Origin of the sequence: uncultured Rikenella sp. (assembly GCF_910577125.1) — a bacterium.
Lineage (GTDB): Bacteria > Bacteroidota > Bacteroidia > Bacteroidales > Rikenellaceae > Rikenella.
Window position 1 is genome coordinate 1 of record NZ_CAJTMN010000002.1, and the last position, 26,287, is coordinate 26,287.

Here is a 26,287-nt window from a genome sequence, read left to right on the forward strand (position 1 = left end):
TCGCGGTGTTCCGAAACAAAGACCGGAAAGGAAACCGATCCATACTGACTGAACTGAAAACAGAGAATGGGAATTTCCTCGTTACCATAGATCTCGGGAAAGATGCTGACATCGATTTCAATGTCGTATCATCCGTATTCGGCAAAGCGGACGATTCCGTATTAAACTGGATCGAACAAGGACTGGCGACATATATAAACAAAGAAAAAGCCCTTGCGTTTCTGTCCCGTCACCCCGCACCAATTGCGGGAACAGCAGCAAACGCAGAGCTTTCTCTAAGTATAAAGATACAAATTAATTACATACAAACAAAATCTAAGACACTTTATTTGATCGCTTATTTTCCAAATACACTTTTTCACCGACACACTTTGCAAGGCTTTTGACCTGTTTGAACAGTGGTCGACCGAGAGAACGCTTTGACCGAAGCCCTACAATCATTCGAGAGTTCCTCTCATCCCCCCTCAGACTAATAAGAAGAAAGCCTTGAGAACCAATTTGATGGTTCTCAAGGCTTTCTGTCGGTGTCGGGGTGACAAGATTCGAACTTGCGACCACTCGCCCCCCAGACGAGTACTCTAACCGGGCTGAGCTACACCCCGCTCATTAACCGAGCACAAAAATACACCATTTTCGCGATTCTCAAAAATTAAAATCACTCGCACCGTGAAAAAGCTCTATCTTTAACCGAAAATTCGCAATCTCAGAGCCATGTTTATAGCTGCACTGCTGGCCTTGGCGAGCTTCGGAGCCGAACCGGCCGACAGCGTGGTCGTCGACTCGCGACAAACCCTCGAAGAGGCGTTGGCCGGAACGACCGCACCGGACAGCATTCGGCAGACTCTCGCCTTGGTAGATGTGGAATACTACTCTTTCGACCGGCGGTTGCATCGCGGACAAATCGTCGTCCACCGGGAACTTACCGATGAAGTCCGACAAGTTTTCCGCTTCATCAAAGAGTCCGGTTTTCCCGTCGGCAGCGTGATTCCTGTCCGATTCGACCGACCCAATAACGGCACCTCGATGGACACCCTGAATAATACATACGGGTTCCATTACCGGCCCAAAACCACGTTCAATACCCGGCAACTCTCCGCCCACTCCTACGGACGGGCGATCGACATCAATCCGTATCAGAATCCGGCCCTGCTGCGCAGCGGGCGAACGATTCCCGCCGGGGCGCGGTATGATTTACAGAAGCCGGGGACGCTGAGCGATACATCTGCGGTCGTGCGGCTCTTCCGTCGTTTCGGATGGCAGTGGGGAGGACGATGGGCCTCCGTAAAAGACCGCATGCACTTCGAAAAACCGTAACTCAACAGACACAATGAAACATCCTCTGCTCAAGCTAACCCTGACGCTTGTCACTGCGGTCACCGTGCACGGCTGTCAGGATCCGGCCATTCGGGAAGCCTCAGCCGTCATCGAACGCTTCAACGACGGTAAAACCGACGTCAAACTGGAACTTATCGAGAAATGCGACGGCAAGGACCAGTACGAAATCATTATCCGCAACGGCCGGGCCGAAATTAAAGGCAGCAGCGGCGTAGCGTTGTGCCGCGGCTACTACGATCTCGTCAAATCACAGGGTGCCGGCATTCGCAGTTGGAGCGGCCAGCGAAACGAGATGCCCGAACAGCTGACCGACCAGCCCGCGCGACGTGTCGTATCGCCCGTCGAACACCACTACTATTTCAATGCCGTCACCTACGGTTACACCATGCCCTACTGGGACTGGGAGCGCTGGGAACAGGAGATCGACTGGATGGCCCTGCACGGGATCGACATGCCGCTGGCACTGGTGGCCAACGAAGCCATCTCGGCCCGTGTGTGGAAAAAGCTCGGTCTGACCGATGACGAAATCAACGCCTATTTCGTAGGCCCCGCCCACCTGCCCTGGATGCGCATGGGCAACATCAGCGGCCTCGACACTCCGCTGCCCGAATCGTGGCACACCACGCAGGTCGAACTGCAGCACAAAATCCTCGATCGGATGCGTACCCTCGGCATGAAACCGATCTGCCCCGCCTTCGCCGGATTCGTCCCCGAGTCCATCCTGCAGCACTACCCCGACGCCAAACTGACCGAAACCCACTGGGGCGGCGCCTTTCGCAACTGGATGCTCGACCCCGAGCAGGAGCTTTTCAGCCGCATCGGACAGATGTTCATCGAAGAGTGGGAAGCCGAGTTCGGCCCCTGCGAATACTACATCGCCGACAGCTTCAACGAGATGGAGATCCCCTTCCCGCCCAAGGGCACCCCGGAACGCCACACCCTGCTCGCCTCCTACGGCGACAAGGTATATCAGGCCATCAAGGCCGGCAATCCCAATGCCGTATGGGTCATGCAGGGATGGATGTTCGGCTACCAGCGCGACATCTGGGACTACGAGACCCTCGCCGCCCTGCTGTCGAAGATACCCAACGACAAGATGCTGCTGCTCGACCTGGCCGTCGACTACAACATACACTTCTGGCACAGCACCCCCAACTGGGAGTTCTACAAAGGTTTCATCGACAAACCGTGGGTCTATAGCATCATTCCGAACATGGGCGGAAAAACCGGCCTGACCGGCGTGCTCGACTTCTACGCCAACGGCCACCTGGCAGCCCTGCAATCGCCCAACCGCGGCCGGCTCACGGCTATCGGCATGGCTCCCGAAGGCATCGAGAACAACGAAGTGATCTACGAACTCGTCGCCGACGCCTCCTGGCGCAGCGACAGCATCGATATCCGCCAGTGGCTCCACGACTACTCCGCCAACCGGTACGGCAGCTGCCCCGCCCTCGTGGATTCGGCATGGAACAATCTGCTGGCCTCCGTCTACAACACCTTCACCGACCACCCGCGCTACAACTGGCAATTCCGCCCCGGCAGCGTCAGCAAGGGGAGCATCAACGCTTCGCCGGCCTTCTTCCGCGCCATCGAACAGTTTGCCGCAGCCGACGAACTGCAGGAGAGCCCCCTGTACCGCATTGACCTGATCGAATACGCAACCATCTACCTCGGCGGCAAAGCCGAGCTGCTGATCCAGGCCATCGACCATGCCTACATACTCCACAACACGGAAGAAGCCGATCGGCTCGAAAAACAGTTCACCCACATCATGCTCGGCATGGACCGTCTGCTGAAATCCCATCCGACCCTGCGACTCGAACGGTGGCTCGACTTTGCCAAGGCATACGGCACCACCGATTCGCTCCGTCATTACTACGAAAAAAACGCCCGCCGCATCGTCACCATCTGGGGCCCGCCCATCGACGACTACTCCGCCCGCATCTGGTCCGGTCTGATTCGCGACTACTACCTGCCCCGATGGCAACACTACTTTGCCAGCCGTCGCAGCAGCGAGCCGTTCGACTTCGCCGCCTGGGAACGCGACTGGGTAGAGAACCAACGCGGGCTTTCGGCCGTCGAACCCTACGACAACCCCGTGGCAGCAGCCTGCCAGCTGATCGCCGAGACCCGACAGATCACCGCACAAACCACCGACGGACACACGATCGGCACCTGGGCGGCCGATGAGGTGAGCGGAACGGACAATCGCACCTTCGTCTGGAACCTGCCCGCCACCTATCTGAAACGCCTCACCGGCATCCTGCTGCAACCCCTCTCGCACGAGACGACGCTCACGGCCGTCCAACTGACCCTCGAACTCGACGGACAGACCATCGGCCCGATCCGTGCCGATGGCGAGAATACGTTCCGTTTCACCGTCCCCTCCCATGCCACCGGCAACAACATCTGCCGCGTAAAAATCATCCTTCGCAGCAACGGAGCAGGCTTGGCGACACTGGTTTTGGATGAATAAACGCCTGATAAATCGTACCTTTGCGGCCGATTTACAAAAAGAACCACTACACTGACATGGCAATTATAGGAATGGGGAATGCACTGACCGACATTCTGGTGCAGATTCCCGACGACACGATTCTGCATGACCTCGGCATCGAACGGGGCGGCATGTATCTGATCGACAACGAACAGCATCATCGCTTGATGGAGCGAATCGCCCCTTTGCCGCACAAGCTGGCGGCAGGCGGTTCGGCCGCCAACATGGTGGCCGGAGCAGCGATATTGGGCGCGAAAACAGCCTTTATCGGTCATGTCGGCCCTGACGCGACAGGTGAAGCCTTCCGCCGGTGCCAACGAGAGAAAGGCGTCGAATCGCTCGTCGGGATATCCGACACAACCCCATCCGGGAAATGCATCTCGTTGATTCTGCCCGACGGCGAACGCACCATGCTGACCTATCTGGGGGCGGCGCTGGAGGTCGACACGCGCCACCTGACAAGTCGATATTTACAGGGACGGGAGGTCTTTTTCGTCGAAGGCTATCTGCTCAACTGTCCCGACGTGATCGAGCCGGCCATGCGGGCCGCGCGCGAAGCAGGGCTGCTGGTGGCGCTGGATGCCGCCAGCTTTACCGTGATTCGCGAGTTCCGGGCGTTTGCCGACCGGCTGATCGACCGGTATGTCGATCTGTTGTTTGCCAACGAAGACGAGGCGGCCGCATTGACCGACACCGACCGGCCTGAACGGGCGCTCGAACAGCTGGCCGGACGATGCGGGACGGTCGTGGTCAAAGTGGGGCCCGAAGGATCGTGGATCGCCCGAGGTGCGGAACGCCATCGGATCGGGATTATCGAAGCCCGTCCGGTGGACAAGACCGGAGCAGGCGACCTGTATGCCGCCGCATTTCTGTACGGCTGGACACGCGGCCTTTCGCTCCGGCAGTGCGGCGAGCTGGGAGCCGTAGTCTCCAGCAAGAGCATCGAAGTCGTCGGTGCCGATCTGCCTGCGGCGACCTGGGACGAGATTCGGCCGTGGGTGCGGCGGATCGAAGCCGGCGAACGTGTCGTGGGCTGACACCCCGACTGACATTTTGTCCGCAAAATCTGCCGTCCCGGAGGTTGGCACAGGAGTTGTACGGAATCGAAAAGTTATGTTTTAACCCATCAGCAATCAAAAACTCTATCGAGATATGCAACAAGGTAAAATCGGCGTAACGACCGAGAACATTTTTCCGATTATTAAGAAATTCCTCTACTCCGACCACGAGATTTTCCTGCGCGAGCTGATCTCCAACGCTGTCGATGCGACGACCAAGCTCAAGGCACTGAGCTCGATGGGCGAATTCAACGGCGAGTTGGGCGACCTGACCATTCGCGTAGAGCTGGACGAAAAAGGCAAAAAACTGACCGTCTCGGATCACGGGATCGGGATGACCGAAGAGGAGGTCGACAAATACATCAACCAGATCGCTTTCTCCGGGGCCGAGGAGTTCATGAAGAAGTATGAAAACCAGACGGGCATTATCGGCCACTTCGGTCTGGGCTTCTATTCGGCTTTTATGGTGGCGTCGAAGGTCGAGGTCATCACCAAATCATACAAAGAGGGGGCGCAGGCGGTGAAGTGGACGTGCGACGGCACGCCGAACTATACGCTCGAACCGGCCGAAAAGGCGGAGCGGGGAACCGAAATCGTGCTCTATCTGGCCGACGACAGCGCGGAGTTTGCCGAACGGGCACGGATCGAGGCTTTATTGAAGAAATATTGCTCGTTCCTGCCGGTGCCGATTGCATTCGGCAAGGTGCAGGAGTGGAAAGACGGCAAACAGGTCGATACCGACCGCGACAACATCATCAACGACACCCATCCGTTGTGGATGCAGAAGCCGACGGAGATTACGGCGGAACAGTACGACGAATTCTATCGCCGGCTCTATCCGATGGCGGAGGATCCGTTGTTCCACATCCATCTGAATGTCGATTACCCGTTCAACCTGACGGGGATTCTCTACTTCCCGAAGATTAAAAACAACTTCGAGGTGCAGAAAAACAAGATCCAGCTCTACTCGAACCAGGTCTATGTGACCGATTCGGTGGAGGGAATCGTACCGGACTTCCTGACCTTGCTGCACGGGGTGATCGACTCGCCGGACATTCCGCTGAACGTGTCGCGGAGCTACCTCCAGAGCGACAGCAACGTGAAGAAGATTTCGGGCTACATCACCAAGAAGGTGGCGGATCGGCTGGCCGACCTCTTCAAAAACGGCCGGCAGGACTACGAGGCGAAGTGGGATGACCTGAAACTCTTCATCCAGTACGGGATCGTCAGCGAAGAGAAGTTCGGCGAACGGGCCGGGGAATTTACCCTGCTGAAAAATACGGAGGGGAAATATTTCACCCTCGACGAATATGCGGAGGTGATCAAAGGCAGTCAGACGGACAAAAACGGCAAGATCGTCCACCTGTACAGCAACGATCCGGTGGCCCAGCACAGCTTTATCGAGGCGGCACGAAACAAGGGATACGATGTATTGGTGATGGACAGCCCGCTGGAGGCGCACTTCATCGGGTTCCTCGAAAACAAGCACAGCGACTGGCGGTTTACGCGCGTCGATGCCGACACGGTCGAAAAGCTGATCGAGAAGAAGGAACAGTTGGCGATGGCGCTGACGACGGCGCAACAGGAGCTGTTGGCTCCGGTGTTCGAATCGCAGCTGCCGGCGGACGACAAGAGCCACTTCCACGTCCAGTTCGAGGCGATGGATCCGGCCGCCGCACCGATCGTGATCACCCAGGGCGAGTTCATGCGCCGGATGAAAGATATGTCGAAAATCGGCGGCGGGATGTACAGTTTCTACGGCGAACTGCCGGACAGCTACAATGTCGTGGTGAACGGCAACCATCCGTTAGTGATCGAGGTGTTGGGAGAGACGCAGAACGCGGCAGGCGAAGCTTTGGCGCCGCTGGACAAGAACCTCAAGGCGGCGGAAGACGAAAAGAGTGCACTGGATGCGCTGCTCAAGGACAAGAAAGAGGAGGAGATTTCGCAGGAAGAGAAAGACAAGCGGGCTTCGATCCAATCGAAAATCGACGAAATCGCGGGCCAGCGGCGCGAACTGTTGCGCAAGACCGGGGCTGAGAATGTGATCGTGGGACAGTTGGTCGATCTGGCCCTGCTGGCCAACGGGATGCTGAAGGGCGAGGCATTGACGAAATTCATTCGCCGGAGCGTGGAAGTGGTCGGTAAGTCGGCGGAAAAAGCCGAATAAAGGTTATAAACCGAACACACCGAAACCTCAATTTGGGTCTCTTATTGCCACCAGAGGGGCGTCCATATGGACGCCCCTCTGGTGTGTTTATGAATTTTTATCTTAAGAACCTCGTTGTTGAAGCAGCTCGATCAACTCCTCTTTCGATAATTTATTCAAGTCCAGAGTCTCCGTAGGATTTGACTCCTCGTCGCGTTTAAACCGCTCATAATCGGTGTACCATTTCGATAAAACGACTTTCAATTGTTTAAAGAGAGCTTCATCTCGCTTCGAAATATCATCCAGTTGCCAATCCGTCCGGCCGGTTAGTTCACGCGCCATAGCGATTTTGGATTCTGCATATTTTTCGATTTTTTTAGCATAATACCCGTTGCTGGCCCCGATGTTTAACGGTTTTTCCAGAGGTAACTTATTCCCGATATGTTCAATCAGTTCATCGACCTCTTCTTTTGGCCGATCAGGATAGCGTGACGTATCCCATTTCTGAGGAAAGATATGCTCGATCTCCCATTTGTCGGGGAGCAGTCCGTTCTGTGTCCTGTATGCCAAAGTTTTCAGCAACATCCGGATCACACTACGGTGTGGCATGATTACACGTTCTTTGAGCGTATCGAGGTCGGCACAAATCGCATTGAATTCCGGTCTGGGATTGTTAATTATGGCAACATTCAATTTAATAATATCTCCCTTGACGCTATTAATCGACGGAACTTCAAGGAATTTTGAGATCAGCACCATAGCATGACGCCGCAAGAAACGGAGAAAGTTCTGTTCGAAATCTTTGTCGTTCCGATATCTGAGATAATAGATAATCGTCGGATATTTCCAGAATTCGTTGTTATAAGCTGAAAGAATATCGAGTGTTTGCCGAATTTCCCGGTTCAGACTCCAAGGTTCACCTTCGATTTCGGAGTGCAAGGTAAGAACTCTAAAAATATTGAGTATGGTTTTCAGATCATCCAGCAGATGGGGGATATATAATCGAGCGGCCTGTTTCTCCAGAAAATATTTCCTGACACCCGGAGTCGTCGTATCGATATCCCCGTCCAATGCCCGGAGATAGAACATGTGGTAATAAAACAAATTTTGAATCGTCAGCCCCACCTGATCCGATTGCTCCTCAAGAAACCGCCAGGAATCGATAAACTCGGCTTTGAGTTCATCGCTCAGGTGATTATATATCTTGGCTTTGAAAATATCGGCATCCGAAAGAGGAAGACCGCGATTATTGAGCGTGGAAAAAATCGTCAGAGCCGTATCTTGAGTGTCTGCAGTAATAGGAAGAAAAATGGCCTGATTGAGCAGCACATCCACAAAATTATAGATCTGCATGCCCGATTGCATATTCGAGATGCGAAACAGTTCTTTAAATTTATTGTAATTCCGCGAATAATTATCGTTGGCCCCGTCAGCCGTACGCCCCGTTATAAGGATATTACGCAATATCTCGTTTCCCTTATCACTGATGACATCCGAATGCAGCAATATCCGGGAATAATCCACTTTGCTGGTCAGACGATTGGTCACCCAAATCGTTTTTTCGATTTCTCCGATAAAATGATTTTCTTCGTCCCCTTTTTTCGGCGTCGCCTGCAGATGGGCATAAATCGCACGCAACAACAAAAACAAGGAGGTGATACGTTGTTGTCCGTCGATAACCTCCCACTCTCCTTGCTCATTTTCATAAGAGACGATGCTTCCTAAAAAATAAGTCGCTTTCGTATCTCTATTCGTCGAGACCGAAAATTCCCATATATCGCTGTATAAGGTATCGATTTCATCATCGCTCCAAGCATAGGGCCGTTGGTATTCAGGAATGAGAAAACTATGATCGCGAGCACTGCGAAGCAAATCCTTCACGCTTTGCTTATTAACCTGGATAGAGGTGGTTGCCATATAAATTTACACTTGTCAGTGACTCAAATCTACAAAATAAATTGCAATTCTATTGTTTTTCCACTCGCTTTTATTTTCGTATAAGCCATTCTTTACTTGTTACCAATCGACAAGAGAGGGAGGATATTCCGCAGAATATCCTCCCTCCCCCTGGCACCTGATTCGCGATCATTCGCTCAGCGATTCATCAGCCGGCCCGCCTGCCAATTCAAATCGGGATACGTCTTCCGCAACGCCGAAACACTGTTGGCGATGCCGCTGCTCCCCGACGTGGCGAACGGAATGATCTTTTTTCCCTTCAGATCGTGGCTCTCGATAAACGTCTGAACCGCCCGCGGCGCCATATCCCACCAGATCGGATAGCCGAGATAGATCACCTCATACTCGGCGACCTGAGCCGCAGGAAGCGCGATAGCCGGCCTCGATTTCGGATCGTTCATCTCCACCGAGCTGCGCGACCGGGCATTCCGCCAATCCAGATCGGCCGCCGTATAAGCCTTCACCGGCCGAATCTCATACAGATCGGCCTTCGTTTCCCGGGCGATCCGCTGCGCCGCGCGAGCCGTCGTTCCGGTAGCCGAAAAATAGACCACAAGCGTCTTTCCCGTCGCATTTTGTCCCACAACAGTCATAACAAAAAAGCTGATTAAAGTCCAAACAATTCGTTTCATCTTCTATTTCGTTTGTTCGAGTCGATCATACTCCGCATCGGTTACCGGTTCGAGCCACTCGTTGGAGGCGTTTTCACCCGGGATCTCAAACGCCAGGTGCGCGAACCAGCTGTCGGCCGCCGCACCGTGCCAGTGCTTCACATTCGCCGGAATATGGATCACCGTGCCGGGAAGAATTTCTACAGTCGGTTTCCCCTCCTCCTGATACCAGCCGCGACCGGCTACACCGATCAGCATCTGTCCACCGCCCTTCGTCGCCCGGTGGATATGCCAGTTGTTGCGGCAGCGAGGCTCGAAGGTCACGTTGGCAATGGGAACCTGTTCCGACGAGATGCGGGCGAGATAGCTATTACCCGTGAAATACTTCGCATAAGCCGTGTTCGGTTCGCCGATGGGGAAGATCATCTGGCGCTGGAAGGCCGCCTTGGCATCTTCGCCGGTTGTGTCTTCGGCCCAGACCTCTTTGGCCAGACGGAAGGCCGCCCATGCCTTGGGCCATCCGGCATAGAAGCCGATATGCGTAATGATTTCAGCGATCTCGGTACGGGTAATACCGTTCTTTTTCGCCTCCTGAAGGTGGAAGCCCAGCGAGCTGTCGGTGATGCCCTGACTGATCAGCGAGGTGATCGTCACCAGACTGCGGTCGCGAAGACCGAGCCTGTCGGTACGGCTCCACACCTCGCCGAAGAGGACATCGTCGTTGAGCTCCGCAAACTTGGGAGCGAACTCGCCGAGCTGCGTGCGCCCGGCCGTCTGTACAATCTTTTCCTGTGCCATAACGATTGAAATATGTGCGGCGCATACGACAAGCGCCATCAGTATTTGCTTTTTATTCATCACCGATTCGAGTTTTTACCGAGAGCAAAAGTACCTCATTCTTTTCCCCGCCACCATATCCGAAATCCGGTTCCTTTTACCCCGATTCCGGTTTCAGTCGTCCAGCCGTTGCCGCGAACCCGAAATAGTGCTAATTTTGGAAAAACTTACTCCGGACAGCCATGAAAGAGACGACGAAAATCGACACGATAGATGCCTACAACAAGTGTTTCGGTCTGAAGACCCGCCATCCGCTGGTTTCGGTGGTCGATCTCTCGAAAGCCACGCAGTGGCCCGGCCACATCCGGTTCAGTTACGGCCTGTACGCCCTCTTTCTGAAGCAGGTGAAATGCGGCAACATCCAGTACGGACGGAGAACCTACGACTATCAGGACGGTACGATCGTCTGTTTCGCTCCGGGCCAGGTCGCCGAAGTGACCCGCCAGCCGAATGTCCGGCCCTCGGCCTACGGAGTGCTCTTCCACCCCGACCTGATCCGCGGCACCCCGCTCGGACAGGAGATCAAACGATACTCCTTCTTCTCATACGAGACCAACGAAGCGCTGCACCTCTCGGAAGAGGAGCGGCAGACGATTCTCGACACGATGCAGAAAATCGACCGCGAGCTCGACCACGCGATCGACAAGCACAGCCGGCGGCTCATCACCTCCAACATCGGTCTGCTGCTCGATTACTGCATGCGTTTCTACGACCGGCAGTTCATGACACGCGGCGAGGTGAACAACGACGTCATCACCCGTTTCGAGCAGCTGCTGGACAAATATTTCGACACCGACGCGCCGCAAAACGAAGGTCTCCCTTCGGTCAAATATTTTGCCGACAAAGTCTGCCTGTCGCCCAACTACTTCGGCGACCTGATCCGGAAACTGACCGGAAAAACCGCTTCGGAACACATCCAGAGCCGGCTGGTCGATCAGGTCAAAGAGCTGCTGCTCTCGTCCGGCAAGACCATGAGCCAGATCGCCTATGAACTCGGATTCCAATATCCGCAACACCTGAGCCGGATGTTCAAGCGGCTGACCGGCATGACCCCCAACGAATTCCGAACATTCGACCAAGCATGAGAACCATCCATTTTTATGAAGATGATTTCGGCCGGTGCGAAATTTTATCGTTAACTGCGCAAAAGCAGTGTCTGGAGCAGACGAAGCAGATCTGCGGCTTCGACGAAGAACACCGCACCCCGTACGGTTTTACCGACGTGTACGTGATCGACCACTCGAAGATGCAGCCGCTGAGTTCACTCGGATTGACGCAAGAGCGGATCGCCGATGCGTTGGCTTTCTTACCGCCGTTCGATCAGATCATCTCCCACAGCTATTACTTCCCCGGCATAGAAATGCAGGCCCGGGGAACCAAACAAATCGCCTTATTCTGGCAGGCCGACCCAGTGGGCCTCATCAAAGATCTGTGGCTGAAGCCTTTCTGGACGCGCGGAAAGTCGGATCAACGGCTTCTGGAGCGCATACTGAAGACTTTGGGTGCGCTCGCTCCCGTCCTGCTGGCCGACTGGGAGCGACTTTATTGCGTGGATCTGACACAGGAAGAGGCGATCGACCGTTATCTGCAGATGGTATCGAACGAATAGACAGAGTGGCCCGATATTTGCTACGCTTACTGTAAACCAATCGATATCGTCATGAAAAAAAGATCTTTCCTGACCCTCTGCCTGCTCCTGTTCGGAGCCCTGACCGGACTGCAAAGCTGCGACGACGAAAAAACGATCGCTTTCGACAAACTGCCTCAGACAGCCCGCCAGTTCATCGGGACCCACTTCCCGGATCAGACCGTGAACCGGACCCGGCAAGAGAAGGACAACGGCATCATCTCCTACGAAGTCCGTCTGTCCGACGGCACGGAGATCGACTTCGACGCCGCCGGCGAGTGGCAGCACGTCGACCGTCCGTTCGGCATCGTTCCGGACGGGATTGTTCCGCCGGCCATTCTCAGCGATCTGGCCGGACGTTACCCGGAAGCCCGGATACACGAAATCGAAAAAGAGCCGGGCGGATATGAAATCGGAATCGGCAACGGGATGGAACTGTATTACACCACCGAAGGCGTTTTCGTTCGGGAAGAACGATAACTGGACACCGGCCAAACACCCGAACGCAGCGCGGGCACCTTCCTGACGGAAAAGTGCCCGCGTCGTTTTTCACTCCCCGATCGAGTGATCCTGCGGAAACGACTCGCCGCTCCAGGCCCGTTGCGACGTCCAAGGCTCGCCCGGCGCCGTCCAGAACGGATCGTCCTCCGGCAAGCCCAACGCCAAAAAGCCGGTCAGGCAGAGATAGAGGCTCCCCGTACAGGTGTACGCCTCTCCGATCTCCGGTTGCGCGCCGCAGAAGCCGATTCGCAGCCACCCCTCGTCATCGAAAGTCCCGGGCTGTTCGAAAAAGCGCCGGATCACCGCCGTCATCGCCGCCCGCACCTGTCCTTTGGCGAGACTCTTCGGCAACCGATCCTGCAAAGCCATTTGCGAAAGTACCTGCAACGCCGCCGTCCGGTACTGCAACGACCGCCCCAGCGGCGGAATCGTCCCCTCGGGCGAAATCATCCGCTCCGTGACCTCGGCATAGCGCGCCGCCCGCTTCAACACCCGTTCGCGCAAGCCCGGAAATCCGTCGCCCATCACTCCCAGCACATCGATCAACATCGGCTGAATCACGAAACTGTTGTAGTAGTCCCAGTGGAACGGTTCGCCGTCGCCGTAGACCCCGTCTCCCTTATACCAGGCATTCATCTGCCGCACCGGATAGTCTACCCGCACCTGGTCGTACTCCTCGCCCACCGAACGCAAAAAAGCTTCGATCTGCGCCGTGAACATCAGCCAATTGCTGACATTCGGCCGCACCTTCCGCGTCTGTTTCATCTCGTAGATAATGCGTTCCCGGGTCGCCTGATCCAAACCGCCCCACAGATTTTTCGGCGCGCGCATCAGCCCCTGCGCCAGATGAGCCGCATCGACCAACGCCTGATATCCCACCGCAAAACTGATATAGTCCGCCGAAGCGGTATCCATCGCATTCCGCAATCCCCGGATCGAAAGATCGAGCAGCTCCTTGCGCATACGCCCGTCACGGGTCGTCGTATCCACAGGTAGTTCCAGCCACGGCGCAATCCCGCAAATCGTCCGCCCCAACGCCTCCAGATAGGCATACTTCGTCCGGTCGCCGTACGCTCCGTACTCCGGATGCGACGGCCCGCGCTGTTCGACCGGCATATTCGCATGCAGCGTCCCCGCCGCCAGATTCGACAACACCGGATAAGCGATTTTATAGGCCGTCTCGGCCCACACTTCGCGATCCGATTTCGGCTGTTCAGCCTGTTTTTTCCGGGCGGCAAAGCTGTCCGGCAGAATACATACCGCAACCAGCGCGACCGCCAATAAACGTTTCATCGATTTCATGTTCACAAATTATTGCTGTAAAAAAGTCACCTGCAAGGTATCTTTCCGCTTCGGATTCTTGACTTTCAACTTGACGAGCGTCAGTCGTTCGCCCCAAATCTTCGACAACCGCGGGTCAGTCAGCTCCACCGCCTCGGTCGTCAGGTCATATTTCGACAGGTCGAATATCATTCGCAAAATCTTACCCCCGCTCTTGATTTCGACTCCCCCACGACCCGACGTCGCCGTCCCACAGGTCAGAAAATTCAACTCCACCGGCCCCTTCACCTCCGACAAATCGTACGTATCGGTCAGCGTCACTCTATTTTTCTGCCGGTCGAAACGATAGTCGCGCACCCAGCTGCGGCACGCCGCCTCCGCCGGATAAGCTCCCGCTATATCCAGCGAGAACGACATCCCCCGCCCGTTATCCGTATGTTTCACACTCCGCGAACGGTATTTTCCACCCTCCTTCTGTCCGAAACCGTTGACAACCGGCAGGTTGTGGTACTCGGACTGCATTGTCCAGATCGTATAGCGCCGGTGGTCGAAGGTCGCGGCGGTATAAGTCCCGACACCGGCATCCACCATCATCGGCTGCCCGTCCACATAGAGGATAAAGCTCCCCACGTCGTTGTGGTTGTGGCTCTCGGCATTGTATCCCCCCTTGGCCGCCAGCGTCAACCCCTCGGCACTCCCGCCTTCGGTTCGCGCCACCGCCACCTCGATGCCGTCCATCCACACCGACCGGTAGAGCGGCGCCGCCGGTCGCGTCCGTTGCATATCGTCATAAACGAATGCGGTCTTGAGCCGATTGTCCATCGTCCCGCTGAGCGGATTTTCCGAGAAACCGGTCAATGCCCCCAGATAGGAGCCGAAGCGGAACATCGTACTGTCGCCGATGTTCCGCCCGTAACGGAAGACAGTCGACGCCCCCGGCGAAGCCTTGGCCTCGGCATCGGCAAAGTTGACGAAATAGAGGCTGTCGATATGGGCATTGGCGATGTAGAGGCCGATGTTTTTGATCCGCTGCTCGCCGAAGAGGTCGATCCGCCCGTGCGAATAGCCTTTCAGCACTTCGAGATAGTTATTCAGCATCCCCGCCGCATGCCCCCAATAGGAAGGCCCCTCCTCGCACCCGCCGTCGGGCTTGAACTGATCGACCGACCGCATCGTCTTCCGCACGATGGCCGCCCGTCGCTCCGGATCCTCCTCGACGAGCAGCGCGGCGGTCAGCACGTTGAAGTTGCACCACGGGTTCCAGTTGTTGACCTGCGCCCCCTCGCGGAAACCGAGCCAGAACATGTCGTTGCGGTCGAGATAGACATCCAGCGTATGGCGGTTCAATTCGGCCCGCAGCCGCTGCGGAATCGTCGGCGACAATTTGCCCAGCTCCTCTTTGAAGAAATAGTAGGCCCAGGCCAGCGTGTTGGCGGTCATCCCGCCGCTGAGGTCGATCGTGCGATGATCGATATCCGGCACGGCGGTTCCGCTGAGCTGCCAGTAGATATGCGCCGTCGCCACCCACGTGCTCTGCTCGCAGAGCGACCACACGCCGTCGGCGATCTGATCCACGAAACGTCCCCGACCTTCGACCAGTTCACCTAACATCAGGTCGGCCAAGGCATTGTACCGTTCGCCGATATGCTGATCGTTCGGCACCCGGATCCCCCGGCGGGCGAAATCGAGGTACGAAGTGACCGTTACACTGCGCCATACATAGTCTAGCCGGGCCTCCGCCTGCGCCACCGCCTGCCGCTTCACGGCTTCGGGCAGCGATTGCCAAAACGTGCGGTCGGTATACGCGGGATAAGGGGTATAAGCCTCGCGGCACAGCGAGTCGATGTCGTACCGCACAGCGGCTTTCTGCAAAAGATCGAGTTTGGCCTTCACCGCCGGAGCCGCCTCTATAAAAAAGGGTGCCGCCCCGAACAGAGCCGTCAGCAGCACCATCAGCAACCGATTTGTCCGTTTCATCTCCGTCCGGCGATTATTTGTTTTCCAAATCCCGTTTCCGTTTCAGCGCTTCGAGGAAGTAATAGTCCGCATAGACCAGCGGCACATCCACCTCCGACGGCCCCGGTTTGTTACCCGTCGAGTGCATCAGGACGAAATAGCCATTCTCGCCCAATTCGGCCCGATAAGCCGGCGAACCGAGCGTTTCGACGATCCGGTCGGCCAGTTTTTTATACGTTTTACCCTGCTTGCGCCCCACATAGGTCGAGAGCTCATAAAGCGCCGAAGCCGTCACCGCCGCTGCCGAAGCGTCGCGCGGCTCCTGCTCAATGTTCGGCACATCGTAATCCCAATAGGGAATCAAATCTTCCGGCAGGTTCTTATTCGTAAAGATGAACTTCGCGATATCCTCCGCCTGTTTCAGGTATTTCGGATCGTGCGTATAGCGGTAGCACAGCGTGTAGCCGTACAGCCCCCACGCCTGTCCGCGCGCCCAGGCCGACGAGTCGGCATAGCCCTGCGCCGTCACCCGGCTGCGCACCTCGCCGGTTTTCGAATCGTAGTCCACCACGTGGTAGCAGCTCATATCCGGCCGGTAATGGCACTTCAGAGTCTGGTCGGCATGCGACACAGCGATCTTCCAGAACGACGAGTCGCCGCTCATCCGCGTCGCCTCGAACAGCAGCTCCAGGTTCATCATGTTGTCGATAATCACCGGGCAATCCCAGCCCCTCCACTGCGGCCACGACTGAATGACACCCGCTCCGGGGCGATAGCGTTCGCTCAGCGTCCGAGCCGCCGTCACGATCACATCCTTATAGGCCTCCTTCCCCGTCAGCCGCAGCCCGTTGCCGAACGAGCAGAAGATCATGAAACCGATATCGTGATTCCCCCGATAGTATTTGATCCGCTCCATCCCCTCGGTATAGTGCACGGCCGGACGGAGCCATGCGCTGTCGCCCGTCAGTTCGTAGAGGTACCACAGCGTTCCGGGAAAAAATCCGCTCGTCCAGTCGTCCAGCGTGGTGAACACCAGCCGGCCGTTTTCATCGGTCGTGCGCGGACTGGGAATGTGGCGGAACGTATCCATCGTATCCACCATCAAGCGGGTCTGCCGGGCGGCGAATTCCACATTTTCAGTAATCACGGGTGCGACACTCCGGTTTTTCCCGACCGCCGGTTCCGGGGAGATGCCGGCCAGCAAAAGGCTCCCGGCAGCCCAACCGATCGCAGTCGGCATGAGATTTACTTTTATCATTGCTTTGAAAGAGTTTGGTTGTCGTCAGTTCTCTCCTCCGGCAGCACCGCACGACAGCGTTCCGGACAGGAGGAGCAAAAATACGAAATTTAAATCCGTCTTCCGCCCGGCTCCGGCTCCTAAAAGCACAACCGGCCGATTCGCCCGCTAAAGAGCCGATGTTTCAAGCCGATTTTTTATTACATTTGTGAGGATGATTCCGTTGCATTGCGCAAAAACTTCAGACAAACACCCCCTATGAAAAAACTGCTCCCGCTTTTGAGCGCCCTCGTGCTCTGCCTCTCGTGCGGAGGCGTCCGGGTCAAAGTAACCAACCCGCTAAAGATCACCAGAGTCGACGAAACGGTCGAACTCGACTGGAAAGAGGTACAGAAACGGTTGCCGGGCATCACGCCGGAAGACATCGTCGTGACCGGGCCGAAAGGCGAACAGCTGCCGTCTCAGGTGCTCTATTACGGCGGTGTGGAACCGCGCTCGCTGATTTTCCAGGCGACGGTCGGGCCGCGCAGTTCGGCGACCTACCGGCTGGAAAGCGGCATGCGGGAAGATTTTCCGGCACAGGTATACGGACGATTCGTGCCGGAACGGATGGACGACTTCGCCTGGGAGAACGACCGGATCGCCTACCGGATGTACGGGCCGGCCTTGGAACGGACGGGCGAGATCAGCAACGGAATCGACGTCTGGCTGAAACACACCGACAGCCTGATCATCAACCGGTGGTACCGGCCGGGTTACGACTACCACACCGACCGGGGCGAGGGACTCGACTGCTACAAAGTCGGCCGGACGCTGGGAGCGGGCGCCATGGCGCCGTACGAAGGCGGGAAATTGTGGTTGGGTAATAACTTCACCGGTTACAAAGTGCTGGACAACGGGCCTATCCGGGTGACATTCCGGCTGGATTACGCACCGTTTACGGTCGACACATTGACGGTCACCGAGCGGCGGACGATCTCGCTCGACGCCCATACCCCGTTCAACCGGATTACGGAAGAGTATACCGGCGATTTCGATGCGCTACGGGTAGCGGCGGGAGTCGTGCTGCGCGGCCCGGGCGGACGGGTCATCGACCTGCTGGACAAACCGATCCGGAAGGTCGGCTATTGGGAACCGCTCAACACGGACAACGAGCCGGATAACGGACACACGGGAATCGGCATTATCTTTCCGTGCGAAATCAAGGTGGAGACGCGATTAGGACACCTTCTGGCGAGCACCGTCATTCCACAGGGCAAGCCGTTCACCTATCGGGCAGGCGCTGCATGGAGCAAGCGCGACGCACCGACGTCGGAAGCGATGGCCCAACTGATTCTGGACGAGACGGCCAAGACGGAGCATCCGCTGGTCGTGACATTCAAGTAAAAGCCAACCACTCCGCTACAAACCACCGGGGGCCGAACCTGCATGAAAAAGGTTCGGCCCCCGGTGGTTTATCCGCCCGCGCACCGGCTAAAACAGCTCCGAGAACTTCCTCGGAACCGGCGTCGAGAAGTCGTGCCGTTTCCCCGTCCGCGGATGGATAAAGCTCAGCACACCGGCATGCAAAGCCACCCGGCCGATCAGCGCCCGCCGCGAGCCGTACTTCTTATCCCCGACGATCGGATGGCCGATATACTCCATGTGTGCCCGGATCTGATTCTTACGCCCTGTCTCCAACTCCAGTTCCAGCAGCGTCACATCGTTCCGCGCCGAGTACTTCAATACCCGAAACGCCGTATTCGCCTTCCGTCCCTCCTCGCGGTTCGTCACATAGACCTTCATCGCCTTGCTCTCGGTCAGATAGGTCGAGATCACCCCTTCGTCCTGCTCCACTCTGCCCTCGACCACCGCAAAGTATTTCCGTTCCACGACCGTCTCCGTCCAGCGGCTCTGCACCCGGGTCTTCACCTCCTCGCTTTTGGCGAACATCATCAGCCCGGAGGTCTCCCGATCCAGACGGTGCAGGACGAATATCTTGTTCCGCGGATCCTCCTGTTTCACATGCTCGCTCAGGATACTGTAGGCCGTCTGCATGATCTGCTTGTCGGTCGCCACCGAGAGCAGCCCGTTCCGCTTCTCGACCACGATCAGGTCGTCGTCCTCGTACACAATCCGCAGTTTCGGATGCGTCACCCCCTCGCGCACCCGCCCGAAATCGACCTCCACCCGGTCGCCCGGCACAAGCGGCGTGTCGAACTGAGTCGTGATACACCCGTTCACCGCCACCTGCCGGTGAGCCAGATAGGATTTCACCGTCGTCCGGCTCCGCTCCGAAAAATAAGCGAACAGAAACGACAACAACGTCCCGTTCTCCTCCACCGGAATCTGTATCCGGCCTGCGGCCTGCTGCGATTTTGCTTTCATGGCGACAAAAATAGGGATTTCACGGCACAAAATCTACCGCTCCCGACCGGAAAACTCCGTCGTCCGAGCTCCCCGCATGTCGCTTTGGCACAAAAATTGTCCCTGCCGAAAGAGGTTTTTATCCACCTATCACATTTTATTCACCAATCAAAAACCTATTTTATGAAAAGAATCTACACCTGGCTGACCACCGCCGCTCTCGGCCTCGGCTCGGTCGGCGCCTGGGCCGGCGACAACGCCGCCGTCTCGGACGAAACGCCCCGGCGCCACCCGCGCGACAAACGCAACACGGTCTGGATCATCGGCGCCGATCCGCAGACGGACGACGTCTGGATGCTCAAAGGCCGGGCGATCGACATCTACGCCCAAACCGTCAAACCGGGGTTCCAGCAGTCGGGCGTGCCGAATTTCATCATTTCGGACCGGGCCAACAAGGCGGTCTTCGGGATCGGGGGCTTCGTCAGCTTCCGCACGACTTACGACTGGAGCAACGTCATCCAGAACAAGGACTTCGTGACGTACGACATCCCGATGATCCAGACGCCGTCCAACAAACAGCGCTTCCGGATGGATGCCAGCACCTCGCGGCTCTTCTTCAAGACCATCGTGCACACCAAGGCGCTGGGCAATATCGAGACTTACATCGAGACTGACTTCCGCGGCGGAGACAACGTCCTCCGGCTGCGCGAAGCCTACGTATCGTTCAAAGGGCTGACGTTCGGTCAGCGCACCACCACGTTCGCCGACCTCAACGCGGCACCGACCACGATCGACTTCCAGGGGCCGAACGCCTATACTTACCAGCGGAATCTGATGGTTCGCTACCACCTGCAGATCAGCCCGAGCTGGGAGTTCGCCGTAGCGGCCGAAATGCCGGTGGTGAGTGCCACGACTCCGGGCGAAGCGGCCTATGTGGTTCCTCAACGGATTCCGGACTTCCCGGTCTATTTCCAGTACAATTGGGCCAAGGGCAGGAGTCACCTGCGCGCTTCGGGGATCATCCGGGCAATGAACTACTACGACAACGTCAATCTGAACACGATCACCAAAGTGGGCTGGGGAGCGATGCTGAGCGGCCGGATCGCGCTGAGTCGCTCGGCAAACGTTTTCGGACAGGTGGTCTACGGCGAAGGGATTGAAAATTACATCCAGGACTTGAACGGCAACGGCTACGACCTGGTGTCGAATCCGCGGAAGACGGGCCGGTTGCAGACTTTGCCGGCGATGGGCTGGATGGCCGGAGTCCAGATGAACTTCAGCCCGAGCTGGCAGATGAATGCGGCGTACAGCCAGGTGAGCGTATGGAACCGCAACAACTACTTTGCACAGGCTCCGGACACTTACCGGTTGTCGCAATACATCGTGGGGAACCTGTTCTACCACATCACTCCGGCCTTCAGCGTCGGCGCAGAATACCTCTACGGCACGCGCAAGAATGCGGATCATGCCAAAGCGCATGCGAACCGGGCCCAGATGATGGTACAGTTCAACTTCTAACGGAGAATTTCCATACCGTAAATCCGGCAACGGGGAGCTGCTTCGGCGTCTCCCCGTTTGTTTTTATAACGAACTCAACGATTATACGATTACGCATTGTGCAGAGGTTTGCGAAGTACTGCGACAAGTAATTGCCGATATTTCCATTCAACTATTGTAGGATTGGGAGGCCCAGAAGCCGCCGCAGAAGCCGAAGTTTAAAAAATTTCCATTCAACTATTGTAGGATTAGAAGAACGGCCGCCTGCTTCTCAACCTGAAAGAGGAGATATTTCAATTCAACTATTGTAAAGATTGGAAGCACCAGTATTTTATTAACAATCCTCCGCATCCTGATTTCAATTCAACTATTGTAAGATTGGAAGAATCGGGGAAAGTCGCGACAGTAATCGACTGAAAGTCATTTCAATTCAACTATTGTAAGATTGGAAGAGGCCTCCAGCAACGGAAACTCTTTGTATAAAATGATTTCAATTCAACTATTGTAAGATTGGAAGTTTTTCGTAAATGAGCATAATGCCTGTATGTCGATTTAATTTCAATTCAACTATTGTAAGATTGGAAGGAACGAGACAAAGGACTAACATCCAAGTGATTGTCATTTCAATTCAACTATTGTAGGATTAGGAGTTGATTACCTGATTCAAAATTTGAGTACCAAGAGTACATTTCAATTCAACTATTGTAGGATTAGGAGAAAGACCAGCAGAACCAGCGAGAGGCTTAATACCCATTTCAATTCAACTATTGTAGGATTAGGAGGACGCTGTCGATTGTGGGCAAAGAGAACACCACAGCACATTTCAATTCAACTATTGTAGGATTAGGAGGAGAATAACGACATGAAACGAGAAATCAAATTCAGATTTCAATTCAACTATTGTAAGATTGGAAGGATCACCACGTCTTTTATCAAATCGTCCATCCGAATTTCAATTCAACTATTGTAAGATTGGAAGGAGACCCGTTATGTTCAGGTTGTCGCTCCCTATCGATTTCAATTCAACTATTGTAGGATTGGGAGTTGGGACAGCCTGCCCGGTTGGGGGCCATGTACGGAATTTCAATTCAACTATTGTAGGATTGGGAGTAGAGGTGCTGTTTGATAGAAAAGTGGATATAGCCAATTTCAATTCAACTATTGTAGGATTGGGAGATACAGTTGCAGTAGCCGGTGTTGCAGAAACTGTCAGATTTCAATTCAACTATTGTAGGATTGGGAGAATCAACCCGTCTACCGCAGCGACGACGATTTTTATTTCAATTCAACTATTGTAGGATTGGGAGAATCAACCCGTCTACCGCAGCGACGACGATTTTTATTTCAATTCAACTATTGTAGGATTGGGAGCCGCCCCATCCAGCCGGGAGACACGCGAGGAGACAGCATTTCAATTCAACTATTGTAGGATTGGGAGGAACCCGGCTCCGCTGGTCAAAATCGGGAAAGAGTGATTTCAATTCAACTATTGTAGGATTGGGAGCTCTGCTGCCATCCTCCTCGTCCCGCAGCCGCAGAGGGAATTTCAATTCAACTATTGTAGGATTGGGAGGGCCATGTCCAAATCCGCTTCAAGAAACACCATCATTTCAATTCAACTATTGTAGGATTGGGAGGCCGATTCAGCTCTTCCATGTCCTCCCGCATCCAGATTTCAATTCAACTATTGTAGGATTGGGAGGCTGATGGCGCTTTGCTTTCCGGTCAAGGTGTAAAATTTCAATTCAACTATTGTAGGATTGGGAGTGTCGACGAGAATAGCAACGAACACGATTACCGAAATTTCAATTCAACTATTGTAGGATTGGGAGTGAACAGCTTCGCGACAAACAAGACATTCACCACAATTTCAATTCAACTATTGTAGGATTGGGAGATCGGCGACTCGGTTGAGTTCCCCATCGAACAGCAATTTCAATTCAACTATTGTAGGATTGGGAGTTCTCGCTTCGGCGATTGCGGCTTGTGTGAAAACAAATTTCAATTCAACTATTGTAGGATTGGGAGTTGGTTATCACCAAATAAGGTTCCCCCCAAAGCAATTTCAATTCAACTATTGTAGGATTGGGAGGCCTCCGGGTTCGGGGCCTGTTCCGTCCCCTGCTCATTTCAATTCAACTATTGTAGGATTGGGAGGATCCGCATTCATCACAATCACGAGCGAATCCAGATTTCAATTCAACTATTGTAGGATTGGGAGGAAGCCGATATGGCAGCTGCCAATTTGTTAGATTATCATTTCAATTCAACTATTGTAGGATTGGGAGTAAGTCAGTTGTTGCAGCGTCCGCATCAGATCCCAATTTCAATTCAACTATTGTAGGATTGGGAGGCGGAAACTGATCGACGCCGGTCAGGGCCGCATCATTTCAATTCAACTATTGTAGGATTGGGAGGATCATCGACCCCAAAAATCTCTCGCAGATCAAGATTTCAATTCAACTATTGTAGGATTGGGAGTCCGCAATCCGAAGCGCATTCGGCAGGTAGTAGACATTTCAATTCAACTATTGTAGGATTGGGAGACTACCATGTTGACGCCGAGTGGATTAAAACGAAGTTATTTCAATTCAACTATTGTAGGATTGGGAGTGTTTCAATTCCTTTGCTATGTCGCGGCATTTTGATTTCAATTCAACTATTGTAGGATTGGGAGCGGAGCGCGGCCTGCTACTGCTCAGCGAAGACGATAATTTCAATTCAACTATTGTAGGATTGGGAGGGTTCTCCGTGTCGAGCGTATGCAACGCGATTTCGAGATTTCAATTCAACTATTGTAGGATTGGGAGAACGCCCCCGTAGGTGTGCACTACACTCATACGCATTTCAATTCAACTATTGTAGGATTGGGAGGGGTTTCGTTCGACACCTGCCGCGGGGCGGCTTCATTTCAATTCAACTATTGTAGGATTGGGAGCTCCGGTAGCCCCTTGTGGCCCCCGCGGCCCCGTCATTTCAATTCAACTATTGTAGGATTGGGAGTAGACGCGGCGGGCGAGGACCACGAGCTGCTCAAATTTCAATTCAACTATTGTAGGATTGGGAGGCGCGGTCGGGCAAAGGAGCCATCGACCGTTCGTATTTCAATTCAACTATTGTAGGATTGGGAGTTCGGAAGAAGTCCTCGATCTCGACCTTCGATTTTTCCATTTCAATTCAACTATTGTAGGATTGGGAGACAGGGGTTGCGCACGGCTATTGATACCGAGACAGAAATTTCAATTCAACTATTGTAGGATTGGGAGGGGAAGTTGCGATTGCCTCTTTGATTGTTCTCGCTTATTTCAATTCAACTATTGTAGGATTGGGAGCCGTGAAAAACGGAGAATCAATACACTAAAAATCAAACGATTAGAAATGTACCAAACGTTTTTTCGGCATCCGAAAGTTGTCGACCTCCAATCCCGCGAAAACACACGGGGATCGACAACTCCGGTAAATTATCTGATTTTCAACACGTCAAAGAACACGACGCGACACATCGCCCCACAGTACAGCAAGCCACACCCTCCGAACGACAACTACAGGAAATTGTCCACCGACGCCCGTTCGCACCCTATAATCCGTTTGTCCAGCCACTTTTCGTTCCGGCTTTCGAAGATAATCAGGCTGTCCTCCTCCGGATCCATAATCTCCCTCGCCTGCAGCTCCAGCTCCCGCAGCTTCACCGCCGTGATCTCGCCCTCGAACACCGAGTTCTGAATCCACGACAAATAACGCCGGCACAACTTCAACATCTTTCCCACCCGCTTCTCGCCGCAATCATAAACCAAAATCACATACATCGCGCTCCCTACCAATACATTTTAAACGGTTTGTACTCCTCCATCCCTAACAAATGCTTCGTCAGTTTGTAACACTCCAGCCGGATCAGATACCGATAACTCACCTTCCGGCCCAATTTCCGATGCTGGATCGTCTCCAGGAAACGCTCCTCCAACGCCTTCACAAAAATCTCCCGACCCGACCGGTTCAACACGCACCGATTCAACGAGCGGTCAAAGTGTTTCTCCTGAATCTGTCTTTTATTCAACACGTTGAATATCACACGATCCACGACAATCGGTTTGAAAATCTCCGAAATATCCAGCGAGAGCGAAAACCGACGTTCACCCGGCGAGTGCAGATAACTGATCGTCGGATTGAGTTGCGTCTGGTGGATCGCCCGCAAACATTGTGCATAACACATCATATTGCCGAACGAAATCAGAGCGTTCACCTCGTTCTGCGGCGGCTGTTTCGTCCGGACACCCATCTCGAAATCATTCAGTATCAGATCGAAGGCCTGGTAATAGGCCTGTCGGATATTTCCCTCGATTCCCATCAGCTCATCCACCGCACCGACCCGCGGAATCTGCGCCGCATGCCCCTCGATCGCCTCCATCATCGGCTGCGTATCCTTCCCGCGACGGTTGTAATACTGCAAATTCTTGAGCATGTTGAAAGCCGCCCCCTCGATAAAGCGGCGCGCAATCTCCAGCCGCCGTTTCGGAGCCTGATAAGCGGCCGCCTGAGCCAGAATCATGCGCCCGGACAGCAACGAATCGCGCGGCATGAACGACCCGGTGTAATTTTCGTAATAGTCGAAAAAGTGAACCGCCACATCGTTCTGTCCCAGGAAATTGTAGAGCGAACTCGGCGCATCCAGCGAACCGAAGACGTAGAAATCCTCGGCTGTCTCCACCGGAATAAAGCGCGGCGTTCCCTCCCGCACCACCCCCTCCTCGTCCGTCACCCGGGGCGTGAACTTCAGCGTATTGTCCTGCCGGGTCAGTACGCCCGGATTGAAGAGATAATAATTTCGTTTCATAGCGAGTCCTCCCGATCCGAATCCTCTTCCGGAACCGTCTCACCGACATAACAGAAGTCGAAATAGCTGCATCGGCGACAAATCCCCTTCTGTTTCGGAGGAATCGGCGGACACTGCTCCGACTCGACGATCCGGTCGATCCGGCTCTCCATCTCGCCCAGCCGCGCCCGATCCTCGTCCGTCAGCTCCTCCAACTGCTCCGTATGGCGGATCGACGGATATTCCACCACCGCCCGCACCCCCGTTATCCCGATCTGTTCCAATACCAGCTGATAATATCTGACCTGCCAGATATGAGCCTCCTCCATCCGGTCGGACAATTTGATCTCGTGAATCACCCCCTGCCGGGAGTCGTAAAAATCGATCTTCACCGGCCCCACCTCCAGCTCTTCGTACCGCCCCGGACGCGACGGATAGGCCGTCGCGTGCAGCAATTTCCCTTCGGCCACCCGTTCCGAGGTATGCTCCATACCCACCCCGCCCGCGTAAAGCCACAGTTTACGCGGGCAGACCAGCAGGTAATTGAAATGACCTCCGCCGTACTTCATACGCCCTGGACAACCGTTCT

General features: G+C 54.8%; 20 protein-coding genes, 1 tRNA gene and 1 CRISPR repeat array. Of the genes, 10 read left to right on the top strand and 11 right to left on the bottom strand.

What is annotated here, in order from left to right:
* Positions 1-386: hypothetical protein (locus QZ292_RS00350; RefSeq protein WP_294596187.1), on the top strand; the 386-nt coding region annotated here is incomplete at its 5' end.
* Positions 387-527: 141 nt separating this feature from the next.
* On the opposite strand, the gene QZ292_RS00355 is transcribed toward QZ292_RS00350, so the two are convergent.
* Positions 528-602 (bottom strand) — tRNA-Pro (locus QZ292_RS00355).
* A 109-nt stretch (positions 603-711) separates the two neighbouring features.
* Between QZ292_RS00355 and QZ292_RS00360 the strand changes: the two genes are divergently transcribed.
* From QZ292_RS00360 to htpG, 4 genes are all read left to right on the top strand, one after another.
* On the top strand, positions 712-1,314 hold the full coding sequence (locus QZ292_RS00360; RefSeq protein WP_294596189.1) for a M15 family metallopeptidase: 603 nt from the start codon (positions 712-714) through the stop codon (positions 1,312-1,314).
* 13 nt (positions 1,315-1,327) lie between these two features.
* A complete protein-coding gene (locus QZ292_RS00365) occupies positions 1,328-3,811 on the top strand; it encodes an alpha-N-acetylglucosaminidase (RefSeq protein ID WP_294596191.1) in 2,484 nt (827 codons plus the stop codon).
* Between the two features lie 56 nt (positions 3,812-3,867).
* Positions 3,868-4,869: an adenosine kinase gene (locus tag QZ292_RS00370; RefSeq protein ID WP_294596193.1), complete on the top strand. Its 1,002-nt coding sequence runs from the start codon at positions 3,868-3,870 to the stop codon at positions 4,867-4,869.
* A gap of 115 nt (positions 4,870-4,984) precedes the next feature.
* Positions 4,985-7,060 carry a molecular chaperone HtpG gene (htpG, locus tag QZ292_RS00375; protein WP_294596196.1) on the top strand — a complete coding sequence of 692 codons (2,076 nt, stop codon included), beginning with the start codon at positions 4,985-4,987 and terminating at the stop codon, positions 7,058-7,060.
* A 102-nt stretch (positions 7,061-7,162) separates the two neighbouring features.
* Here htpG and QZ292_RS00380 read toward each other — a convergent pair whose 3' ends face one another.
* The 3 genes from QZ292_RS00380 to QZ292_RS00390 all read right to left on the bottom strand — a co-directional run bounded on the left by QZ292_RS00380 (position 7,163) and on the right by QZ292_RS00390 (position 10,443).
* Positions 7,163-8,956 carry a DUF262 domain-containing HNH endonuclease family protein gene (locus QZ292_RS00380; protein ID WP_294596198.1) on the bottom strand — a complete coding sequence of 598 codons (1,794 nt, stop codon included), beginning with the start codon at positions 8,954-8,956 and terminating at the stop codon, positions 7,163-7,165.
* A gap of 176 nt (positions 8,957-9,132) precedes the next feature.
* On the bottom strand, positions 9,133-9,588 hold the full coding sequence (locus QZ292_RS00385) for a flavodoxin (protein ID WP_294596364.1): 456 nt from the start codon (positions 9,586-9,588) through the stop codon (positions 9,133-9,135).
* 42 nt (positions 9,589-9,630) lie between these two features.
* On the bottom strand, positions 9,631-10,443 hold the full coding sequence (locus QZ292_RS00390; RefSeq protein WP_363324059.1) for a carboxymuconolactone decarboxylase family protein: 813 nt from the start codon (positions 10,441-10,443) through the stop codon (positions 9,631-9,633).
* 182 nt (positions 10,444-10,625) lie between these two features.
* On the opposite strand from QZ292_RS00390, the gene QZ292_RS00395 reads away from it, so the two are divergent.
* Genes QZ292_RS00395 through QZ292_RS00405 form a run of 3 tightly spaced genes read left to right on the top strand, consistent with a single transcriptional unit; the run spans position 10,626 to position 12,550 of the window.
* Positions 10,626-11,528 carry a helix-turn-helix domain-containing protein gene (locus QZ292_RS00395; RefSeq protein WP_294596204.1) on the top strand — a complete coding sequence of 301 codons (903 nt, stop codon included), beginning with the start codon at positions 10,626-10,628 and terminating at the stop codon, positions 11,526-11,528.
* Positions 11,525-12,052, top strand: a complete 528-nt coding sequence (locus QZ292_RS00400) for a hypothetical protein (RefSeq protein WP_294596207.1) — start codon at positions 11,525-11,527, stop codon at positions 12,050-12,052. The genes QZ292_RS00395 and QZ292_RS00400 overlap by 4 nt, the downstream gene beginning before the upstream one ends.
* 51 nt (positions 12,053-12,103) lie before the next feature.
* On the top strand, positions 12,104-12,550 hold the full coding sequence (locus tag QZ292_RS00405) for a PepSY-like domain-containing protein (RefSeq protein WP_294596210.1): 447 nt from the start codon (positions 12,104-12,106) through the stop codon (positions 12,548-12,550).
* A gap of 69 nt (positions 12,551-12,619) precedes the next feature.
* On the opposite strand, the gene QZ292_RS00410 is transcribed toward QZ292_RS00405, so the two are convergent.
* From QZ292_RS00410 to QZ292_RS00420, 3 genes are read right to left on the bottom strand one after another with little or no spacing between them, the layout of a single operon-like run.
* Entirely contained in the window at positions 12,620-13,864 is a 1,245-nt protein-coding gene (locus tag QZ292_RS00410) for a DUF2264 domain-containing protein (RefSeq protein WP_294596214.1), read from the bottom strand.
* A gap of 18 nt (positions 13,865-13,882) precedes the next feature.
* The gene (locus QZ292_RS00415; protein WP_294596217.1) at positions 13,883-15,829 is read right to left on the bottom strand and encodes a heparinase II/III family protein; all 1,947 of its coding nucleotides are present in this window, start codon (positions 15,827-15,829) and stop codon (positions 13,883-13,885) included.
* A 13-nt stretch (positions 15,830-15,842) separates the two neighbouring features.
* Positions 15,843-17,048, bottom strand: a complete 1,206-nt coding sequence (locus tag QZ292_RS00420; RefSeq protein WP_294596367.1) for a glycoside hydrolase family 88 protein — start codon at positions 17,046-17,048, stop codon at positions 15,843-15,845.
* A gap of 255 nt (positions 17,049-17,303) precedes the next feature.
* Here QZ292_RS00420 and QZ292_RS00425 point away from each other — a divergent pair, with 255 nt between their 5' ends.
* Positions 17,304-18,431 (top strand): DUF4861 family protein, encoded by a 1,128-nt coding sequence (locus QZ292_RS00425; protein ID WP_294596220.1) that lies wholly within the window; start codon positions 17,304-17,306, stop codon positions 18,429-18,431.
* Between the two features lie 87 nt (positions 18,432-18,518).
* Here QZ292_RS00425 and QZ292_RS00430 read toward each other — a convergent pair whose 3' ends face one another.
* The gene (locus QZ292_RS00430) at positions 18,519-19,412 is read right to left on the bottom strand and encodes an RluA family pseudouridine synthase (protein ID WP_294596223.1); all 894 of its coding nucleotides are present in this window, start codon (positions 19,410-19,412) and stop codon (positions 18,519-18,521) included.
* 162 nt (positions 19,413-19,574) lie between these two features.
* Between QZ292_RS00430 and QZ292_RS00435 the strand changes: the two genes are divergently transcribed.
* The gene (locus QZ292_RS00435) at positions 19,575-20,909 is read left to right on the top strand and encodes a DcaP family trimeric outer membrane transporter (protein WP_294596226.1); all 1,335 of its coding nucleotides are present in this window, start codon (positions 19,575-19,577) and stop codon (positions 20,907-20,909) included.
* A 139-nt stretch (positions 20,910-21,048) separates the two neighbouring features.
* A CRISPR array of direct repeats spans positions 21,049-24,220; the repeat unit is 30 nt; unit sequence ATTTCAATTCAACTATTGTAGGATTGGGAG.
* A 210-nt stretch (positions 24,221-24,430) separates the two neighbouring features.
* On the opposite strand, the gene cas2 is transcribed toward QZ292_RS00435, so the two are convergent.
* The 3 genes from cas2 to QZ292_RS00450 are packed head-to-tail and all read right to left on the bottom strand — an operon-like array spanning position 24,431 to position 26,267.
* Positions 24,431-24,694 (bottom strand): CRISPR-associated endonuclease Cas2, encoded by a 264-nt coding sequence (gene cas2 / locus QZ292_RS00440; RefSeq protein WP_294596229.1) that lies wholly within the window; start codon positions 24,692-24,694, stop codon positions 24,431-24,433.
* 8 nt (positions 24,695-24,702) lie between these two features.
* Complete coding sequence (gene cas1b / locus QZ292_RS00445; RefSeq protein ID WP_294596231.1) at positions 24,703-25,719, bottom strand: type I-B CRISPR-associated endonuclease Cas1b; 1,017 nt, start codon at positions 25,717-25,719, stop codon at positions 24,703-24,705.
* Complete coding sequence (locus tag QZ292_RS00450) at positions 25,716-26,267, bottom strand: CRISPR-associated protein Cas4 (protein WP_294596233.1); 552 nt, start codon at positions 26,265-26,267, stop codon at positions 25,716-25,718. Before QZ292_RS00450 ends, cas1b begins: the two co-directional genes overlap by 4 nt.
* Positions 26,268-26,287 lie beyond the last annotated feature (20 nt).

Excerpts from the sequence above, each read along its gene's own strand:
- QZ292_RS00360 (WP_294596189.1), top strand. The coding sequence starts at position 712 with ATGTTTATAGCTGCACTGCTGGCCTTGGCGAGCTTCGGAGCCGAACCG.
- QZ292_RS00385 (WP_294596364.1), bottom strand. The coding sequence starts at position 9,588 with ATGACTGTTGTGGGACAAAATGCGACGGGAAAGACGCTTGTGGTCTAT.
- QZ292_RS00380 (WP_294596198.1), bottom strand. The coding sequence starts at position 8,956 with ATGGCAACCACCTCTATCCAGGTTAATAAGCAAAGCGTGAAGGATTTG.
- cas2 (WP_294596229.1), bottom strand. The coding sequence starts at position 24,694 with ATGTATGTGATTTTGGTTTATGATTGCGGCGAGAAGCGGGTGGGAAAG.
- QZ292_RS00370 (WP_294596193.1), top strand. The coding sequence starts at position 3,868 with ATGGCAATTATAGGAATGGGGAATGCACTGACCGACATTCTGGTGCAG.
- QZ292_RS00365 (WP_294596191.1), top strand. The coding sequence starts at position 1,328 with ATGAAACATCCTCTGCTCAAGCTAACCCTGACGCTTGTCACTGCGGTC.
- QZ292_RS00430 (WP_294596223.1), bottom strand. The coding sequence starts at position 19,412 with ATGAAAGCAAAATCGCAGCAGGCCGCAGGCCGGATACAGATTCCGGTG.
- QZ292_RS00415 (WP_294596217.1), bottom strand. The coding sequence starts at position 15,829 with ATGAAACGGACAAATCGGTTGCTGATGGTGCTGCTGACGGCTCTGTTC.
- QZ292_RS00405 (WP_294596210.1), top strand. The coding sequence starts at position 12,104 with ATGAAAAAAAGATCTTTCCTGACCCTCTGCCTGCTCCTGTTCGGAGCC.
- htpG (WP_294596196.1), top strand. The coding sequence starts at position 4,985 with ATGCAACAAGGTAAAATCGGCGTAACGACCGAGAACATTTTTCCGATT.
- QZ292_RS00450 (WP_294596233.1), bottom strand. The coding sequence starts at position 26,267 with ATGAAGTACGGCGGAGGTCATTTCAATTACCTGCTGGTCTGCCCGCGT.
- QZ292_RS00390 (WP_363324059.1), bottom strand. The coding sequence starts at position 10,443 with ATGGCGCTTGTCGTATGCGCCGCACATATTTCAATCGTTATGGCACAG.
- QZ292_RS00435 (WP_294596226.1), top strand. The coding sequence starts at position 19,575 with ATGAAAAGAATCTACACCTGGCTGACCACCGCCGCTCTCGGCCTCGGC.
- QZ292_RS00400 (WP_294596207.1), top strand. The coding sequence starts at position 11,525 with ATGAGAACCATCCATTTTTATGAAGATGATTTCGGCCGGTGCGAAATT.
- QZ292_RS00395 (WP_294596204.1), top strand. The coding sequence starts at position 10,626 with ATGAAAGAGACGACGAAAATCGACACGATAGATGCCTACAACAAGTGT.
- QZ292_RS00425 (WP_294596220.1), top strand. The coding sequence starts at position 17,304 with ATGAAAAAACTGCTCCCGCTTTTGAGCGCCCTCGTGCTCTGCCTCTCG.
- cas1b (WP_294596231.1), bottom strand. The coding sequence starts at position 25,719 with ATGAAACGAAATTATTATCTCTTCAATCCGGGCGTACTGACCCGGCAG.
- QZ292_RS00420 (WP_294596367.1), bottom strand. The coding sequence starts at position 17,048 with ATGCCGACTGCGATCGGTTGGGCTGCCGGGAGCCTTTTGCTGGCCGGC.
- QZ292_RS00410 (WP_294596214.1), bottom strand. The coding sequence starts at position 13,864 with ATGAAACGTTTATTGGCGGTCGCGCTGGTTGCGGTATGTATTCTGCCG.